At 72.1% G+C, this 16723-nt stretch carries 16 protein-coding genes; 3 read left to right on the top strand and 13 right to left on the bottom strand.

The features are described 5' to 3' along the window. From AC07C1_RS14610 to AC07C1_RS14590, 5 genes are all read right to left on the bottom strand, one after another. The coding region (locus tag AC07C1_RS14610; protein ID WP_478939037.1) for a carboxyl transferase domain-containing protein at positions 1-187 on the bottom strand (187 nt) is incomplete at its 3' end. A gap of 135 nt (positions 188-322) precedes the next feature. Then, positions 323-565, bottom strand: coding sequence for an acyl-CoA carboxylase subunit epsilon (locus AC07C1_RS14605; RefSeq protein ID WP_478939015.1), 243 nt, complete (start codon positions 563-565; stop codon positions 323-325). 75 nt (positions 566-640) lie between these two features. Next, on the bottom strand, positions 641-1276 hold the full coding sequence (locus AC07C1_RS14600) for a ScbR family autoregulator-binding transcription factor (RefSeq protein WP_478939014.1): 636 nt from the start codon (positions 1274-1276) through the stop codon (positions 641-643). A gap of 195 nt (positions 1277-1471) precedes the next feature. Further along, positions 1472-2710, bottom strand: a complete 1239-nt coding sequence (locus tag AC07C1_RS14595) for a cytochrome P450 family protein (RefSeq protein ID WP_478939013.1) — start codon at positions 2708-2710, stop codon at positions 1472-1474. A gap of 150 nt (positions 2711-2860) precedes the next feature. Continuing rightward, on the bottom strand, positions 2861-3580 hold the full coding sequence (locus AC07C1_RS14590) for a ScbR family autoregulator-binding transcription factor (protein WP_478939012.1): 720 nt from the start codon (positions 3578-3580) through the stop codon (positions 2861-2863). A gap of 411 nt (positions 3581-3991) precedes the next feature. On the opposite strand from AC07C1_RS14590, the gene AC07C1_RS14585 reads away from it, so the two are divergent. From AC07C1_RS14585 to AC07C1_RS14575, 3 genes are all read left to right on the top strand, one after another. Further along, positions 3992-5911 (top strand): acyl-CoA dehydrogenase, encoded by a 1920-nt coding sequence (locus tag AC07C1_RS14585; protein WP_478939011.1) that lies wholly within the window; start codon positions 3992-3994, stop codon positions 5909-5911. A 179-nt stretch (positions 5912-6090) separates the two neighbouring features. Then, positions 6091-6462 (top strand): TetR-like C-terminal domain-containing protein, encoded by a 372-nt coding sequence (locus tag AC07C1_RS14580; RefSeq protein ID WP_478939036.1) that lies wholly within the window; start codon positions 6091-6093, stop codon positions 6460-6462. 147 nt (positions 6463-6609) lie between these two features. Further along, entirely contained in the window at positions 6610-7683 is a 1074-nt protein-coding gene (locus AC07C1_RS14575; protein ID WP_478939010.1) for a methyltransferase, read from the top strand. A 223-nt stretch (positions 7684-7906) separates the two neighbouring features. Here the strand turns inward: AC07C1_RS14575 and AC07C1_RS14570 are convergent, their stop codons facing one another. The 8 genes from AC07C1_RS14570 to AC07C1_RS14535 all read right to left on the bottom strand — a co-directional run bounded on the left by AC07C1_RS14570 (position 7907) and on the right by AC07C1_RS14535 (position 16419). Then, complete coding sequence (locus AC07C1_RS14570) at positions 7907-9055, bottom strand: ScyD/ScyE family protein (RefSeq protein WP_478939009.1); 1149 nt, start codon at positions 9053-9055, stop codon at positions 7907-7909. Positions 9056-9366: 311 nt separating this feature from the next. Next, complete coding sequence (locus tag AC07C1_RS14565; protein ID WP_478939008.1) at positions 9367-10749, bottom strand: alkaline phosphatase family protein; 1383 nt, start codon at positions 10747-10749, stop codon at positions 9367-9369. Next, positions 10746-11915, bottom strand: a complete 1170-nt coding sequence (gene eboE / locus AC07C1_RS14560; RefSeq protein WP_478939007.1) for a metabolite traffic protein EboE — start codon at positions 11913-11915, stop codon at positions 10746-10748. The genes AC07C1_RS14565 and eboE overlap by 4 nt, the downstream gene beginning before the upstream one ends. Before the next feature lie 3 nt (positions 11916-11918). Further along, entirely contained in the window at positions 11919-12767 is an 849-nt protein-coding gene (locus tag AC07C1_RS14555; protein ID WP_478939006.1) for a TatD family hydrolase, read from the bottom strand. Beyond that, complete coding sequence (locus AC07C1_RS14550; protein WP_478939005.1) at positions 12767-13387, bottom strand: EboA domain-containing protein; 621 nt, start codon at positions 13385-13387, stop codon at positions 12767-12769. The genes AC07C1_RS14555 and AC07C1_RS14550 overlap by 1 nt, the downstream gene beginning before the upstream one ends. Positions 13388-13397: 10 nt before the next feature. Continuing rightward, entirely contained in the window at positions 13398-14360 is a 963-nt protein-coding gene (locus tag AC07C1_RS14545; RefSeq protein WP_478939004.1) for a sugar phosphate isomerase/epimerase family protein, read from the bottom strand. Beyond that, a complete protein-coding gene (locus AC07C1_RS14540) occupies positions 14357-15307 on the bottom strand; it encodes an SCO3242 family prenyltransferase (RefSeq protein ID WP_478939003.1) in 951 nt (316 codons plus the stop codon). Before AC07C1_RS14540 ends, AC07C1_RS14545 begins: the two co-directional genes overlap by 4 nt. Further along, positions 15304-16419, bottom strand: a complete 1116-nt coding sequence (locus AC07C1_RS14535; protein ID WP_478939035.1) for an inositol-3-phosphate synthase — start codon at positions 16417-16419, stop codon at positions 15304-15306. Before AC07C1_RS14535 ends, AC07C1_RS14540 begins: the two co-directional genes overlap by 4 nt. Between the last annotated feature and the right edge of the window lie 304 nt (positions 16420-16723).

Here is a 16723-nt window from a genome sequence, read left to right as displayed (position 1 = left end):
GCTCGACCTCCTGGAAGGACCCCGGGTCCAGGAGCAGCTCGATCCGCTCCCGCGCCGTCAGCTTGCCCTTGGCGTGCTGCGCCTCGGTCGCCTTCCCGCTCGGACCGGCCAGCGCCTCCGCACGCACCATCCGCAGTTCCGCGACGCGCGCGCGGGCGGTGGCCACCTCCTTCGAGGCGCGGGGCATGTCATTCACGATGGTCACGGCGTGTCCCTCCCAGGTGGTGAGGCCCGGAGGAGGCTCCCACCGACAGACCGCCTGTGCGGTTGATGCGAGCGGGGGTACGGGCCGTATACGAATCAACCATGGGCGATGGCGGCTCTACCGCCAGCTGTACGGGGAGCGGTAGGCGGCGGGTGCCCGTTCCGGGCGCCAGCGCGGGACGCCGGGGCTCCGCCCCGCGCCCGGGTCTGCGCCTTGGTCGGCCAGCAGCGAGAACAGCACGACGGTGACCGCGGCCAGTTCCGCGTCCGTGGCCCGGCCCCGCTCCACCCGGAGCAGGGCGTGCACGCCGCTCGCCGGGCCGGCTCCCGCCTGGTCGAACCCACGGTCCGTGTCGCCCATGCCACCTCCTCTTTGCGGCAACCGTCCGGCATTGCGCTCAAGGGGGGCTTTCGGCGCGCTGGAAAAGTACTCGGTTCAATGGACGCGGTCGTGCCGCTGGTCCCCATGCGTGACAAGGTCGAGCACGCGCTCGGGAGCCGCCGCCAGCCAGGGCAGGACGAGGGACCAGAACCGCGCCAGGCGCTCGGCCGAGGGCCACTCCGCCTCCGCCATGCCGATCACCGCGAAACCGACCGTGGCCGCGACGATCGCCGTCGTCGCGTCGTCGGCCGAGACGTCCTGCGCCAGTTCTCCCGCATCCCGCGCCTGCAGGACCAACTCCCGCACGACGCCGCGCCACCAGTTGAGCAGCTCCGCGTCGCTCTTGCGCGACGGGTCGCCGCTCAGTTTGAATCCGGCCCGGAGCACCGGGTCGTCGGCGGCGGCGAGCAGCAGCCCGAACGCCGTACGGACCAGAGCCTGCAGCGCGGAGCCGGCTGCGCTCTGGCAGCCCTCGGCCAGCTGCTGCCCGGAGCCCGTCGCCTCGGACTCCACCTCCTTGGCCAGGTCCTCCTTGCTGGTGAAGTGGAAGTGCAGGGCGCCGGAACTGACCCCGGCCCGTTGGCTGATGACGGAAAGGGAGGCCATGGCGTACCCGTCGGCGGCGAACACCTCGGCTGCCGCGCGGATCAGGGCCTGACGCGTCCGCACCGCTCGGTCCTGCTTGACCACCACGCCTCCTAAAGCCTGGGAACGGTGACCCTAGCAAACCGCACGCTTGGTTTGTTTATAAGGTCTCCATCACCTCTCGGGCGACACCCACACCAGACCTCCATACCTGACGGGCGCCATCCGGACCGCCGGAGAGCAGCAGGACTCCGACGCCCCGGGCGGGGCGTCGGAGTCCTGCTGGTCGTCGCGTCCGGGTCAGTCCGCGGGGGTCAGGATGACCGGCAGCTCGCGGTAGGAGTTCATCAGGAAGCTCTGCATCGGCTGGAGTTCCTCCGGGGAGCAGGCCAGCCGCATCCGGGGGAAGCGCTCGAACAGCGCGGTGAAGGCGCCGGTGGCCTCCACCTCGGCGAGCGGGGCGCCCATGCAGCGGTGCGTGCCGTACCCGAACCCGAGGCTGTTCTTCTCGCGGTCCTTGCGCAGCACGTCGAAGCGGTCGGCGTGCTCGCCGTAGCGCTCGGGGTCCCGGCCGCCGGCCGCGAAGTTGACCAGGATCGGGTCACCCTTGCGGATGGCCACGCCGTCCAGATCGATGTCCTCCACGGCGAACCGCATCGGCGAGTAGGCACCGGGGGTGTGCACGCGCATGGTCTCGGCGGACACGTCCTGCCAGGTGGCCCGCCCCGCGCGGACGTGCTCCAGCTGGTCGGGGTGGCTCAGCAGCGCCCCCACCGCGTTGGTGATCAGGGCGGCTGTGGTGTCCTGCCCGCCCGCGATCATCAGGAAGAGGGTGCCGAACAGCTCCTCCTCGCTCAGCCGGTCCCCCTGGTCCCGTGCCTCGATCAGCGACGAGGTCAGGTCATCGCCGGGCTCGGCCCGCCTGGCCGCCACGTGGTCGGCCAGCAGCATGAACGCCTCCATCCGGGCCGCCTCTATCTCCTGACCGGACAGGGTGGTGCTGAAGACCTTGTGCAGCGCGGCACACAGGGCGTCCGTCGCCTCCCCCTGCGGAACCCCGAACAGTTCGCAGATGACCCGCATGGGCAGGAGCTCGGCGAAGGCGGCGCGCAGATCCACCGGCGTACCCGACGGGACGGCGGCGAGCTTGTCCACGAGTTCTGCCGTGATCTCGGCGACGCGGGGTCGCAGCGCCTCGGTCCGCCGCGCGGTGAACGCCCCGGCGACCAGCCGGCGCAGCCGGGCGTGACTCTCGCCGTAGGCGAACAGCATGTTCTCGTTGGCCACCCATGGATACAGCGGCCAGTCCTCGGTGATCTTCCCCTCGATGAACGCGGGCCAGTGCCGGCGGGCGTCCTTGGAGACACGCGAGTCGGTCAGCAACTGCTCCACGTACCGCTGTCCGACCACGGCCCAGGCGATGACACCGCCCGGCAACTCCACCTGGACGGCCGGGCCCTGGGCCCGCAGCATCGCCGCCTCACCTGCCAGGTCATGCCCCGTCACGTCCAGGGCATAAGGGCAGGAAGTCGTGTTCATCGTCGTTTCTCCCCGGGTCTCGGTCGTGCACACGTTTGCGTCGTGCCATGCCCAGGGGAGGGGCCCCCGCCCTCCCCTCCGAGGGCGCACGGAATCCACGCCCCCGACGACGTTCAGTTGTCGTACCGCCGCCTGCCGCCCGGTGCGGCGTCAGCCGGTGACGCCGACCTCCTCGGCGGCCGGGGCGGTCTCGTCCGGCGCGCCCTGCTCGCCGGCCTCACGCAGCTTCAACGCGGCCTGGTACACCCGGACCCCCCGGTCGGCGGCCGTGTCGAGCTGCATGAGCACCGCGGGGACCGCGATGCTCGCCATCAGGTGCCGCTGAAGGTCCGACACCCGCTGCGGCAGATCGGCATGATTGGACATGATCTTGGACAATACCTGAACGCCGGTGAACGCGCCGACGAACGTCCTGGCCGCGGCCTCCACATCGATATGGGGCAGCAGTTCGCCGTTCTTCCTGGCCTTGCAGAGCAGTTCGACGTTGCGCGCGATCCATCCACTCATCGGCACCCGCCGGTCCAGACCGTCGTTCGGAGCCCCCTGGTCCACCGTCAGCCTTATGCTGCCCTGCACGACCGGGTCACCCTCGGAGAGCAGGTGGGCGAGCAGGAACGCCTCGTCCAGCCCCTGCTGGAGCATCAGCTTCTGCTGCGGCGGGACCGGCATCGCGCCGAGCTGACCGGCGAGCACCGCCTGCGCCAGCTCCTCCTTCGAGGCGAAGTGGAAGTACAGGGCACCCTTGGTGACGTCGGCCCGGTGCAGGATCTCGGAGATCGTCGCCGCCTCGTACCCCACCTCGGCGAAAACCGCGGCGGCTGCGACGAGGATGGCCCGCCTCGTCCTGATGGCCCGTTCCTGAAGTGCCACGGCCCGACCCCTCCGCGCTGTTCATCCGACTCTGATGTTTTGAAAAATAAACCGACAGGTTTGTATCCCACCACCCCTTGGTCGAACAATCAACCACCGAGGCGTTGGTCGCCCGCCTATAGACCCATTTTGCCCGGTCTGGGGGGTGAGGTCTACATGCACTTCACGGGAATGAAACCTTCCGCTTGGTATTTTTCTAGCTCGCTCCGTAATACTAACCGGCGGGGTCGCTCTCGAACGGCTGGGTGGAATCGGAAATTCCGCTCGTGATCCACTCGTATCGCCCTTGAGGGCACCGTTCCCGCGGGTTGTGATTTACCTGTATCGGGGTTGATTAGAAAACCGGTGGGTCCGTATCTTTTGGGGCCTGCACATCCAGCTCCGGATCTGCGACAACGGGGAGAGAAGGTCATGGCCCTTCTGGCAGTCCAGCCCGGCACGCGTCCCGCGGGTGACCACGAGCGCCGCGGACCAGAGGCTCCGTTCGTGCGGGAGCCCATGGCGGTGAGCGACGACGCGGGAGAACTCGAAGCGACCCCCGCCGGCGAACTGGCCGGGCTCCTCTTCGGCCAGGGGGACGAGCGGGAGAGGGTCCATCGCAGGTGGCGCCGGCTGATATGCAACGAAACGTTCCGTCATCACCCTGACCGCTCCCCCGCCGAACAGGTGGCCCAGTCCTACGAGTGGCTACGGCTGGTGAACGACATCGCGGGAGGCGCGGAAGACCTCGCCAGGGACCCGGCTCTGCTGGCGAGCCTGCACGAGTGGGCGGCGATCGTGGACGGCGGCGGGGGCCTGTGCACGGTGGCGAGCATTCACTACAACCTCTTCCTGGGCAGTCTCCTCGACCACGAGACCGGCGACCGGGACCTGTCCGAGTTCACCTCGATGCGCCGCATCGGCACCTTCCTGTGCACCGAACTGGACCATGGCAACGACAGCTCAGCGCTGGAGACCACCGCCGAACTCGACCGGGAGACCGGCGAGTTCGTCCTCAACACGCCCCACCCCGGCGCAGAGAAGTTCATGCCCAACACCAGCACCACCGGCGGTCCCAAGACGGCCGTGGTCGCCGCCCGGCTCATCGTGGACGACCAGGACCAGGGCGTGTTCCTGTTCCTGACCCCGCTGAGCGATGAGCGCGGCCTGCTGCCGGGCGTCCGGGTACGCCGGCTGCCACTGCGTCCCGGCGCGCCCGTCGACCACTGTCTCACCGCGTTCGACCGGGTACGGCTGCCTCGCGAGGCCCTGCTCGAGGCGGAGCACGGCCGGTGCGGCGAGGACGGCGCCCTGGTCAGCAACGTGGGCAACCGGCGCAAGCGGTTCCTGCGCTCCATCGGCCGGGTCACCATGGGCAAGCTGTGCATGAGCGGCGCGGCCGTCGGTGCTACCCGGGCTTCGCTCGCCATCGCCGTACGCCACGGCGAACACCGCGAGGTGGCCGGGCCCAAGGCCGGCGAGCGCATACCGGTCAACAGTCACCGCAGCCATCACGGCCGGCTCCTGAAGTCGCTGGCCTCGGCGTACGCGATGACGTTCCTGCACCGCTCGGTGCTGGCCGACTGGGCCGGACACACCGACGACAACCGCGACGCCATGGAGCGTGAGGTGGCCGTCGCCAAGGGATGGATCACCTGGCAGGCCCGCTCCATCACCATCGAGGCCCGCGAACGGTGCGGCGCGCAGGGCCTGTTCGCGGTCAACGGTTTGATCGGGCTCCCCCAGTACACCGAAGGGACCATCACCGCCGAGGGCGACAACCTGGTGATCTGGGTCAAGGCGGCGGCGGAGATGCTGTTCGGCCACGAGGCCGCTTCCGGTGAGATGCGGCAGGCGGGGCCGGAGGCGCTGGCCGATCCCCGGCATCTGCGCGAGCTGCTCGCCCGGTCCGAGGCCATCTGGCAGGCACGCGCCCGGGTCGCTCTGCGCCGCGGTCCCGCCAAGAACCCGGTGGCCCGCTGGAACAAGTCGTCCTCGGCGGCTCTGGAGATGGTCTCCGTGCACGCCGTGCTCCGGGCGGCCGACGCCTTCATCGCGGCGGCCGAGCAGGCGGCGGATCCCGAGGCACGGAAGCTGATGGAGCGGCTGTGCGTGCTGTTCCTGCTGGACCAGCTCGCCGTCCACACCGGCGACCTGCTGGCCGAGGGGCATCTGAGCGCCGAGCAGGTGCGCGAACTGCCGTTCCTCGTGGACGAGATGATGGACGATCTCGCCCCGCACCTGACGACACTGGTCGACGCCTTCGACCTGCCCGACGAGTACCTGGCGGGCGTGCCCATCGCCAACAGCGCCGGCGTCTACCTCGCCGACTACGCGGGCGTCACCGAGTAGAGTCCGGATGGGTGGGCAGGCCCCCTTGGCGCCGCTCGGCTACACCTACCCGGTGGCGGCCCACGACCCCGCCTCGCGGCCGGACATCGCGGAGGACCCCTTCCACCCCAGTGCGCGGCACGGCACCCGGGCCCCCCACGTGACACTGCGGCGGGACGGGACCCCGATCTCCGTCCTGGATCTGTTCGGGCCGGGATCGCGACGATCTGGTCGCGGTGCTGGAGAACGTGCGGCGGCATCACACCGCGCATCGCGCTCCGCTCCTCGTCCTCGACGTGCTGACGCACAACAAGACGCTGCCGAGGCTCTGGGAGGTCTACACCGCGGAGGTGATCGAGCCATGGCAGCGGGCGGCCCGCGCCGTGCTGCGGCGCCGTGTCGCCGACGGGGAGATCCGGCCCGACGTGGACGTCACCCTCCTCAACAACCTCCTGATCAGTCCCGTGCTGGTCCGCAGCGTCCTCATGCCCCCCGAGGCCCTCGGCCCCGACCTGCCGGAGCGTGTCGTGGACACCCTGCTGGCGGGCCTGGGGGCGCGGGGGCCCCGGTGATCCGCGGTCGCCCCGGCACGCCGCTCCCGGCCCTGAGCGGTGCGGGAGTCCGGCTCCACCGCCTCTCCAGCACCCCTGCCAATACTCGGTGGCTTGGGAGCACTGGGGCGGGGCGCCCGCCCGGTATGTCGATCGGAAGGGATTCCTGTGACAAGCCCTGAAGCCTCACTCGCCCGGATGCGCGAGTACATGGTGGGACCCACGCGGTTCATGAACCTCTACGCCTGCTTCGAGCTCGGCATCGTCGAGGCGCTGCGCAAGGAGGCCGGCCAGAGCGCGGCCGAACTCGGCGCGGCCGTCGGCGCCAAGCCGGACGCTGTGGAGCAGTTGCTGCACCTGCTGGTGAAAGAGGGCTTCGTAGCCCGGGACGCGGCCACCGGCGGTTACACCCTCGACGCGCTCGCGGACGTCCCCGAGGCGGACCTCCAGCGTGTCCTCACCTTCATGGGCATGATCAAGACCGGCATGCTGCGGCAGCTGTACTACCTCGCCGACAGCGTGCGCAGCGGCAGCGCGGTCGGCCTGAAGGAGCTCTACGGCTTCGAGGGCACGATGTTCGAGGCCGCGGCCCATGTCCCGGAGGTGCGCGCCGCGTGGGGGCCGCTGGCGCAGAGCGAGACCGCCAGCGTCTATCCCTGGTTCTTCCGGAGCTTCGACGTTCCGGCCGGGGCGAGGGTCCTCGACGTGCTGGGCGGCAACGGTCTCGGGGCGATCATGACCTACCGGTCGAAGCAGTCACCCGGTCTACGGGTCACCACCTTCGACCGGCCCGCCCTGGAGGCCGAGTGCCTGCGCAACTTCGAGGCGCAAGGCGTGGCGGAGCACTGCTCGTTCGTGGGCGGTGACGTCCTGGAGGCCCTCCCGGGGGGCTTCGACGTGCTGCTGCTCAAGCACTTCGTGGACATGTACGACAAGGACGAGGTCCTCACCATCTTCCGGAACGCCCACCAGGCCCTGGAGCCCGGTGGGCAGATCGTCGTCCTGGCGCCGGTGTACCCCGAGGACATCGCGGACACCGACGACTACCAGGCCGACTTCTTCCCGGCCTACATCCTCGGCTGCGTGATGGGACGCGGCGGCCTGCAGAAGCTGTCGACGTACCGCAGTTGGCTGGAGGAGTGCGGGTTCGAGGTCACGAAGGTGGTCGCCAAGGATCCCGTCGGCATCCCGGCGGACGCCATCATCACCCGTGTCGTCATGTGCGCGACGAAGCGGGGCTGAGCCGGCGACGTGTCCGGCCGGCGCTGACCATGCGCACCACCGCGTTCGAGGGGCGGTCCCGTACGGGGCCGCCCCCCGGCGTATGTCCTGTGCCCGGTGTACGTCAGCGGCGCCCGTCGGCTGGTGTGCCGGCGGACGCCGCTGACGGCCGCGCCGGTGGACGTCCGCCTCGAAGGCAGGCGTCCACCGGACACGGGTGGTGTGGGTGCAGCTGGTGAACCGGTCAGGAGGCCGGGAACTTCAGCAGCTCGCCGTCGCTGCTGCTGGTCGTGTTGTTGGTGACGTAGACGTCACCGTTCGCGGCGACCTCCAGGCCCGTGGGCTGGGCCAGGCGGTCGCCGGTGTCGATCGGCGTGCGGGCACCCGTGTGCCTGTCGATCCGGGTCAGGCCACCGGGCAGCAGGCCGGTCGACGAGTAGCCGGTGGCGTAGGACAGCGCGATCAGGTCGCCGTTGGGGGCCACCCGCAGGTCGATGGTGTTCGTCAGACCGGTGGCGAAGACGGTCGGCTTGCCGCCGGGCACGTAGCGCCAGATACGGCTCAGGCCCGGCTGCATGCTGCTCAGGTCGGAGATGTAGAACGCGCCGTCCCAGCCGCGCACGATGCCGGTCGGCACCGCCTGTGTCTGTCCGGCCGGCGTCAGCGGCCGGACGAGCGAGGACCTGACGGCCGACGACTTGACGGCCGAGGACTTGGCAGCCGGCGGAGTCGGCAGGATGTTGTTCGGGAAGACGGCCTCGGTCTCGGTGGTGCCGTCGGGGTGGACCCGGATCAGGTCGTTGGCACCGGCGTCGACGACCAGGTAGTCCCTGCCGTCCCGGGCGAAGTACCACGGGTTGGAGTAGACCTGGCCGTTGCCGGTCCCGGAGTCCGGGTCGTGCTGCACCTCGTGCTTGGCCAGATCGCCCAGGATCCTGCCCTTGGCGACGGCCAGCGAGCCGAGCGGGTCGCTGCCCGCGCCGAGCGTCGCACGGGTGTCGAGGTTGCCGCTCAGGCCGCTGACGACACGGTAGGTGCCGTCGAGGGCGGCCTGGGCCTGGGTCGCTCCCATGATCGTGGTCTCACCGTTGGCCCGGACCTCCGTCTCCGAGGGCAGACCCGTGACGACGCGGCCCTTCTTGGTGCCCTTGACCCGGTAGACGGAGCCGGTGAAGCCGAGGCACTGGGTGTTCGGCACCGTGCAGGGCGTCTCCGAGCCGCTGCCGGCCTCCGCGACCAGGAGTGAGCCGTCGGCCTGGATCCGGACGGCCCGCGGGTTGTGCAGACCGGTCGCCAGGACGTCCGGGGTCGACGCGATCTTGGGCGCGTGTGTGCCGGACGCCGCCTGGGGCGCGGCCTGGCTCGGGATCACGGTGGCCGTGAGGCTGCCCACGACTGCCGTTGCCAGGAAGGCCCCCGCCCAAGACTTGCGTGTTCTCAACATGTCTCTCCTCAACTTGGCACGCCCCCGCAGTCGGGGGCGAATCCAACCGGCGTCACGATAGACGCCGGACACCTCATTCGTCGTCCGCGGAAAACCCCTTGAACTTGAACGGAGTTGGCCGCGACATGGCGTGCCGCATGGTGTGCGACATCGGAATTCCGCGATTGCACGCCGGGACGCACAGGGATGCGCATCGCGGAATTGCCGTGGTCGTTGTCGCAGTGGGGCGTCAAATCCGGTCTGTCGCGAAATCCGGTCCGTCAGCCGATTTCCGCCAGCCGCAGCAGGAGCGACTTCACTTCCGTGGCGGCCATGTGCCCGGAGACCTCGCCGGGGCGGGAGCAGAGCAGAACCGGTCCGTTCCCGGGACGGTCGGGAAGCCTGCCGTGGCTGCCGCGCACCGGGGCGGGGTCGAGCGGGACGACGGCCATCCGGTAGCGCAGTCCGAGCTTCTTGCGGGCCAGCGCCTTGGCCGCCTTGACCTTCACGTACGGGTCGAGGGGGTCCATGAACAGCTCGGCGGGATCGTATCCGGGCTTGCGGTGGATCTCCACGAGCTGCGCGAAGTCGGGGGCGCGGGCGTCGTCCAGCCAGTAGTAGTACGTGAACCAGGCGTCCGGCTCCGCGACCGCCACCAGCTCGCCGGAGCGCGGGTGGTCCAGCCCGTACTCCTTCTTGCCCTCGTCGCCCAGGAGTTCACCGACGCCGTCGACGCCGTCGAGTACCTCGCGCACACCGGCCAGGTCCTCGGGCCGCCGCACGTACACGTGCGCGAGCTGGTGGTCGGCGACCGCGAAGGCCCGCGAGGCCATGGTGTCCAGGTACTCCATGCCGTCCTGGGTGTGGACCTCCAGGTAACCGGCCCGGCGCAGGGCGCGGTTGATGTCGACGGGCCGGGAGACCCGGGTGATGCCGTACTCGGACAGCACGACCACCGTGCGGCCCTCGGCGCCGGCCTCGTCCAGCAGCGGGGCGAGTGCCGCGTCCAGGTCGGCGGCGGCCTTCAGCGAGCGCGGGTCCTCGGGGCCGAAGCGCTGGAGGTCGTAGTCCAGGTGCGGCACGTAGCACAGCGTCAGGTGGGGGTGCCGGGTGCGGTTGAGGTACCGGGTGGCGTCGATGATCCACGTGCTGGACACCAGGTCGGCGGTGGGCCCCCAGAAGTTGAACAGCGGAAACGAGCCCAGCTCCGCCTGGAGTTCGTCGTGCAGGGCGACGGGCCGGGTGTAGAAGTCGGGCTCCTTGCGGCCGTCCGCGTAGTAGATGGGGCGCGGGGTGATGGTCCAGTCGGTGTCCGCGCCCATCGCGTACCACCAGCAGACATTGGCGACCGTGTAGCCGGGGTGCAGGCGGCGGGCGGCCTCCCAGAGCTTGTCGCCCTCCACGAGGCCGTTGTGCTGGCGCCACAGCAGGACCTCGCCGAGGTCGCGGAAGTACCAGCCGTTGCCGACGATGCCGTGCTCGGCGGGCATCGTGCCGGTCAGGAAGGTGGACTGGGCGGCGCAGGTGACGGCGGGCAGCACGGTGCCGAGTGCGGCGTGCGAGCCGCGGCCGCCGAGCGCCTTCAGACGGGGCATGTGGTCCAGCAGCGTGGGGGTCAGGCCCACCACGTTCAGGACGAGCAGGGGCGTCGGGGTCTTCGTCACTGCTGCTCCTTGAGTCCGAGGCCGGTCAACAGGTCGCGCGCGAGGCGGAGTTCGGCGGCGATGCCGTCGGCGAGCTGGGCATCGGTGGCCGGACGTGCCTCGGCCGGCAGGGCCTGCCAGGTGTAGGTCTCGACCTCGAAGTGACGGCTGCGCGGCACGGGCCCGCCGACCAGGGCGGCGAGCGTCTCGCGCAGCACGTCCAGGGTGGAGGTCAGCGGCGGTGCGGGCGGGGCGTGCAGGGGTACGTGGAAGTGGGCGCGCCAGGGCACCGTGTCCGGCAGCGCGCTCCCGGCGAGCGCCGGGCCGAGGTCGTCGGTGCCGTGCAGGACCCCGTCGACGCTGGCACGGGTCTGGTGCAGGAAACGCGGCTCGTCGAAGGCGGCGAGCGCCGCACGGACCGCCGGGTCCCCGGGGGTCTCGGCGTGCAGGGCGGCGGAGAGCTGCACCTTGGGCACCGGGATGCCGGCCCGCTCCAGGCCGCCGAGTGCCGCCGCGGGCTCCTCGAAGCTGGTCGCGAGGTGGCAGGTGTCCAGGCACAGGCCGATGCGGTGGCCGGGCAGGGCGGCGAGCGGGGCGAGCGCGTCGGCGGTGGTCTCGACGGCGCAGCCGGGCTCCGGCTCCAGGGCGAGGCGGATCGAGCGGCCGGAGGTGTCCTCCAGCTCGTCCAGCCGCCTCGCCAGCTCGGTCAGCGCCGTGTGGGCCGACTCGGCCGCGGCCTCGTCGAAGCCGGTGCGCCAGGCCAGCGGCAGGGTGGAGACGGTGCCCTCGATGACGTCGTCGGGCAGCAGTTGCGCGAGCAGCCGGGCCAGGTCGGTGGTGTACTCCAGGCGTTCCGGATCGGTCCAGTCGGGCTTGTACACCCGGTACTTGACCTCCTCGGCGCCGAAGCCCTGATAGGGGAAGCCGTTGAGGGTGACCACCTCCAGGCCGCGCCGGTCCAGCTCGGTGCGGAGCCGCCGCGGTGCGGCGGGGTCGGCACTCAGGGCGCGGACCGCGTCGCGGGCCAGCCAGAGCCCTGTGCCCAGGCGTTCGGTGCCCAGGCGGCGGCGGACCGGTTCGCAGTGGTCCGCGAGCTGGGCGATGACACCGTCGAGGGTCTCGGCCGGGTGGACGTTGGTGCAGTACGCGAGGTGAACGGTCGAGCCGTCGGGGTGCCGGAAGCGCACGGCTCACTCGCCCCCGCGCAGAATGGAGTTGCCCTCGTGCAGCGTCTCGGGCCTCGCGGGTTCCAGGGCGAGCCGGCCGCTCAGCCCGTAGAACGCGACGGGGTTGCGCCACAGCACCCGGTCCACGTCGTCCTCGCCGAAGCCCGCGGCGAGCATCGCGTCGCCCACCTTGCGGGTCTTCAGCGGGTCGCTCCTGCCCCAGTCCGCCGCGGAGTTGACCAGGACCCGCTCGGGACCGTACTCCCGCAGGACGGCCACCATGCGGTGCTCGTCCATCTTGGTGTCCGGATAGACGGAGAAGCCGAGCCAGGCGCCGGCGTCCTTGGCCTCCTCGACCGTGGTCTCGTTGAGGTGGTCGACCAGGACCCGGTCGACGGGCAGCTTGGACTCGGCCACCACGTCGAGGGTGCGGCGCAGGCCCACCAGCTTGTCGCGGTGCGGCGTGTGCACCAGGGCGGGCAGCCCGTGCCCGGCGGCGAGTTCCAGCTGCGCGGCCAGCGCGGTGTCCTCGGCCGGGGTCATCGAGTCGTAGCCGATCTCGCCGACCGCGACCACACCGTCCTTGACCAGGTAGCGCGGCAGCTCGTCGAGGACGGGCGCACAGCGCGGGTCGTTCGCCTCCTTGGGGTTGAGGGCGATGGTGCAGTGGTGCGCGATCCCGTACTGCGCGGCCCGGAACGGCTCCCAGCCGAGCAGCGCGTCGAAGTAGTCGTAGAAGCTCTCCGGCGAGGTGCGTGGCTGGCCGAGCCAGAAGGAGGGTTCGACCAGGGCACGTACCCCGGCCGCGTACATCGCCTGGTAGTCGTCGGTGGTGCGCGAGGTCATGTGGATGTGCGGGTCGAAGATGCGCATCAGGCTTCCTTGGCGGTCAGGGCGAGTACGTGGTGCAGGTCGTCGGGGACGGGCCGCCCCGCGGCGGTTCGTTCGGCGGCGAAGTCGGTGAGCATGCGGGCGAGTTCGGCGTCGCCGCGGGCCCGGTCCGCGAGGCCGGCCACGGCGGCCAGGGGCACCTCGGTGAACAGGCACTTGAGGACGGCGTGGCGCCAGGCGTGGGCGTCCAGGTGTGCGGCGGCGTAGGGTCCGACGGCCGCGGCGACGAGCCGGGTGTCGTTGGTGCGCAGCGCGTCCTCGATCAGCGGCACGCCCGCTTGCGGGGTGAGCGGGAGGTGGGGCAGGGCCAGCAGGACGGCGCGGCGTTCGGCACCGGTGCCGCGCCGGTAGAGCCGGGTCACGGTGGTCGCCTCGGGGCGGGCCATGTGCAGCAGCAGCACCCGGGCCGCCTCCGCCGCCTCCGGGAAGCCGCACTCCCGGCCGGCCGACGCGAACCGCAGCTCCCAGGCCGGTACTCCCCCGCGTGGCGGCGCGACCGGGTCGCGGTGCGCGGCGTCGCGCGCGTCGGCGAGCGCGGCGTCGAGCCAGGCGGCGCCCTCGGGGCCGAGGCGGGCCGGCAGTTCCTCTCGGGTGATCGGCATGCGGACTTCCTTACGCGGACGGTGCCGGGGAGACGGGGGCGGACGCGGAGGCGGCCGCGCCGGGGCGGGCCGGGTGCGGTGGGGTTCGCTCGCTGGTGGTCCGGCCGTGCCCGCCGGACCGCGTCTCCTCGGCCGCGGTGAGCTGTGCGCGCAGGAACTCCATGGAGGACCGGGCGAGTTCGGGCCCGGCGTGGGAGTGGCGGGGCAGTTCGACCACGGTGAGCCCCTGGTACCCGGTGGCGTCGAGCGCGGCGAGCACGGGCGGGAAGTCGATCTCGCCGTCGCCGAAGGGCAGGTGTTCGTGCACACCGCGCCGCATGTCCTCGATCTGCACGTGCCGCAGCCAGGGCGCGGCTGCCCGCACGCAGTCGGCCGGGGACAGCGGCTCCAGGCACTGGCAGTGGCCGATGTCGAGGGTGAGGCCGAGCAGCGGGTGGTCGCCGAGCCGGGTGCGCAGCCGGTGGAAGTCGGCGAGCGACTCCAGCAGGTGACCGGGCTCCGGCTCGATGCCGAGCGGAACTCCGGCCTTCGTCGCGGCGTCGAGGACCGGGTCCAGCGATGCGTCCAGCAGCTCCCAGGCCGTGTCCTCGCCGACGCTCGCGGGCCGGATGCCGCTGAAGCAGTGCACCGCGTTGGCGCCCAGGTCCGCGGCCACCTTCACCGCGGTGATCAGCAGCGCGGTCCGGGCCGCCCGCGCCTCGGGGTCCGGGTCGAGCAGGCTCGGGCCGTGCTTGCGGCGGGGGTCGAGCACATAGCGGGCACCGGTCTCGACCGTGACGCCCAGACCGAGCGCACCGAGCCGGTCGGCGACCCGGGCGACGCGGTCGGCGAGACCGGGGCCGAGCGGGTCGAGGTGCATGTGGTCGAGGGTCAGACCGACGCCCTGGTAACCGAGGTCGGCCAGGACGCCGAGGGCGTCGTCGAGCCGCAGGTCGGTCAGGCCGTTCGTGCCGTAGCCGAGGCGGATGTTCATGTGGGGCTCACCTTCCGGGCCAGCCGGCGGGCCACGGGGACGAGCCCGATGAGCAGCCCGGCGGCGGCGAGCGCGCCGGAGCGGGCCGCGAGGGCCGCCTGGAGCGGGATCAGCGCGCGGATGCCGCCGCCGACGGCCCGCTGGGTCAGTGGCGGGGACGGGTTGAGCGTGGCGTGCCAGTACGGCTTGGCGGCCGTGGCCACATAGGCGCCGGCGAGCGCGGTCCGGGCGAACTCGCGCGCTGTCCGGGGCGGCTCGGTCCAGCGTCGCGCGCTGAGCGGGCCGCCGCCCTGCCGGGCACCGGTGAGCGCGCCGAGGGCGGCGGTCGCGCCGAGCGCGGCGAGCGGCCGGCCCGGCGAACCGCCCTGGGTCTCGGCCCGGGAGACGGTGGTGACCGCATAGGTGTGGGCGCCGAGCACGGCGGCGGGCAGCAGTGCGCGGCGCACCGCCCCGCCGGTGCCGGCCCCGATCGCCGGACTCCGTTCGGCCGCGCGGGAGCCGGCGGTGGCCACGGCGCCGAGCAGCAGGTCGAGGCCGCGGGCCGCGGCCATCGTCGCCGGGCCCGCCGGGGTGTGCTTCAGCCGCAGGTCGTACGCCCAGACGGTGCCGGCGAGGGCGGTGGCGCACAGCGCGGCGGGGCGGCCCGCGGCGAGGGCGAGGCCCACCCCGGCGGCGGTCAGGCCGGCCGCCGCCGTCAGTGCCTGTGCGGGGGCGATACGGCCCGAGGGGATGGGGCGGTGCGGCCGCTCCGCGGCGTCCTCCTCCCGGTCCGCCCAGTCGTTGAGTGCCATGCCCGCCTCGTACAGGCACAGGGAGGCACCGGCCGCGAGGGCGGTGCGGGCGCCGGGGCGCAGTCCGGTCGCCGCGGCCCCGGCGAGTGCGTCGCCGGGTACGGTGAACAGGGCCGAGGCACGCAAAAGTTCGGCCCAGTCGCGGGCAGTGCTCACCGGGACTCCCCCAGCCGGGCGGCGAAGCCGAGGAGGGCGTCGTACTGCTCGGCCAGCGCCGAGGACCCGCCGTCCGGGTCCTTGAAGTAGAAGCCGAGTTCCGGGAGGCTCCCGGCGATTCCCGCTTCATGGGCGCGGGCGGCGAGCCGGGCCAGGTCGAGGACGAGCGGTGCCGCCAGTGCCGAGTCGCAGCCCTGCCAGATGGTCTGCAGGACCATCCGCGTGCCGAGGAAACCGTCGAACGCCACGTGGTCCCAGGCGGTCTTCCACTCGCCGAGCGCGGGCACGTCGTCGATGTGCACCTCGCCCTCGGGCAGTACGCCGAGGCTGTCCTCCAGGACCCGGTTCTTGCCCGCGTTCTTCGCGGCGGCGGCCGCGGAGTCGGCGAGCGCCGCCCCGTCGCCGCCGCCGAGCAGGTTGGTGCCGGACCAGGCCCGAACGTCCAGGGCCCGCTGCCGGAACATGGGCGCGAGCACCGCCCGCAGCAGGGTCTGCCCGGTCTTTCCGTCCCGGCCCGCGTACGGCACCCCGGCCGACCGGGACAGTTCCTCGAGCTCCGGGTGACGTACGCCGGTCGACGGGGTGAAGTTCACGTACGAGCAGCCCGCGCGCAGGGCGGCCGCCGCGTACAGCGAGCTGGCGGGCAGCCGGGCGTCGCCCGCGGCCGGGGCGGGCTCGGTGGAGGCGACGTTCACGACGACGGTCCGGGCCACCCCGGTGCGGCGGGTGAAGTCCTCGATGTCGGCGGCGAAGGCCGCGATCAGCTCCTCGTCGGTGCGGGTGTCACCGGCCAGCGGTCCGCCGGTGCGGATCTCCTGGTCGGCGGCGACGAGTTCACCGAGCACCGCCTGGGGCAGCCCGTGCGGCAGGACGCCCTGGCCGGCGAGTGCTTCGGCGCGCTTGGGCAGCGGCCAGTCGACGGTGTCGTGACCGCCGAAGACCAAGGAGGACGGGGCGGGCAGCCCGGCGGCGGCGAAGGGCTCGGTCTCCGTGACCATTCCCGTCGTCGGGCGCAGCCCCGCCGCGAGCGCGGCGCAACCGGCGATCGCGGTCGTGGCGACGGAACCGCGCGCCCCGATGAACCACACGCCCGTGCCGGGCCCGTTCTCCATGCTGGTACGGGTACCGGGCGTCTCGGCGAGCTCGGACACGGAAGGCCTCCTGAAGTGCGTCGGTTCTGGCAAGCGGGGGTACCGAAGGCGTGGCGGCGGCCCAGGGGCGGGCCGCTCGCCGGTGCCTGGCGTCGGCGGGTGGAGCCGGCGGTGCGGTGAAGCGGGCCCGGCCCGTGGCCGGAGCGGTGGTGCGGTGTCCCGGTGAAAGCAGCGGCCCGTGCACCTGACGCGTGCGGATCCTCGTCCCCTGCGTGGCGGAAGCCGTGGCGGTGTGTCCGGTACCTCATGGGCGGATGTGCGATGT

The sequence above is a fragment of the Streptomyces sp. NPDC045022 genome (genome assembly GCF_056432605.1).
This window is presented reverse-complemented; position numbering and strand designations above follow the sequence as displayed.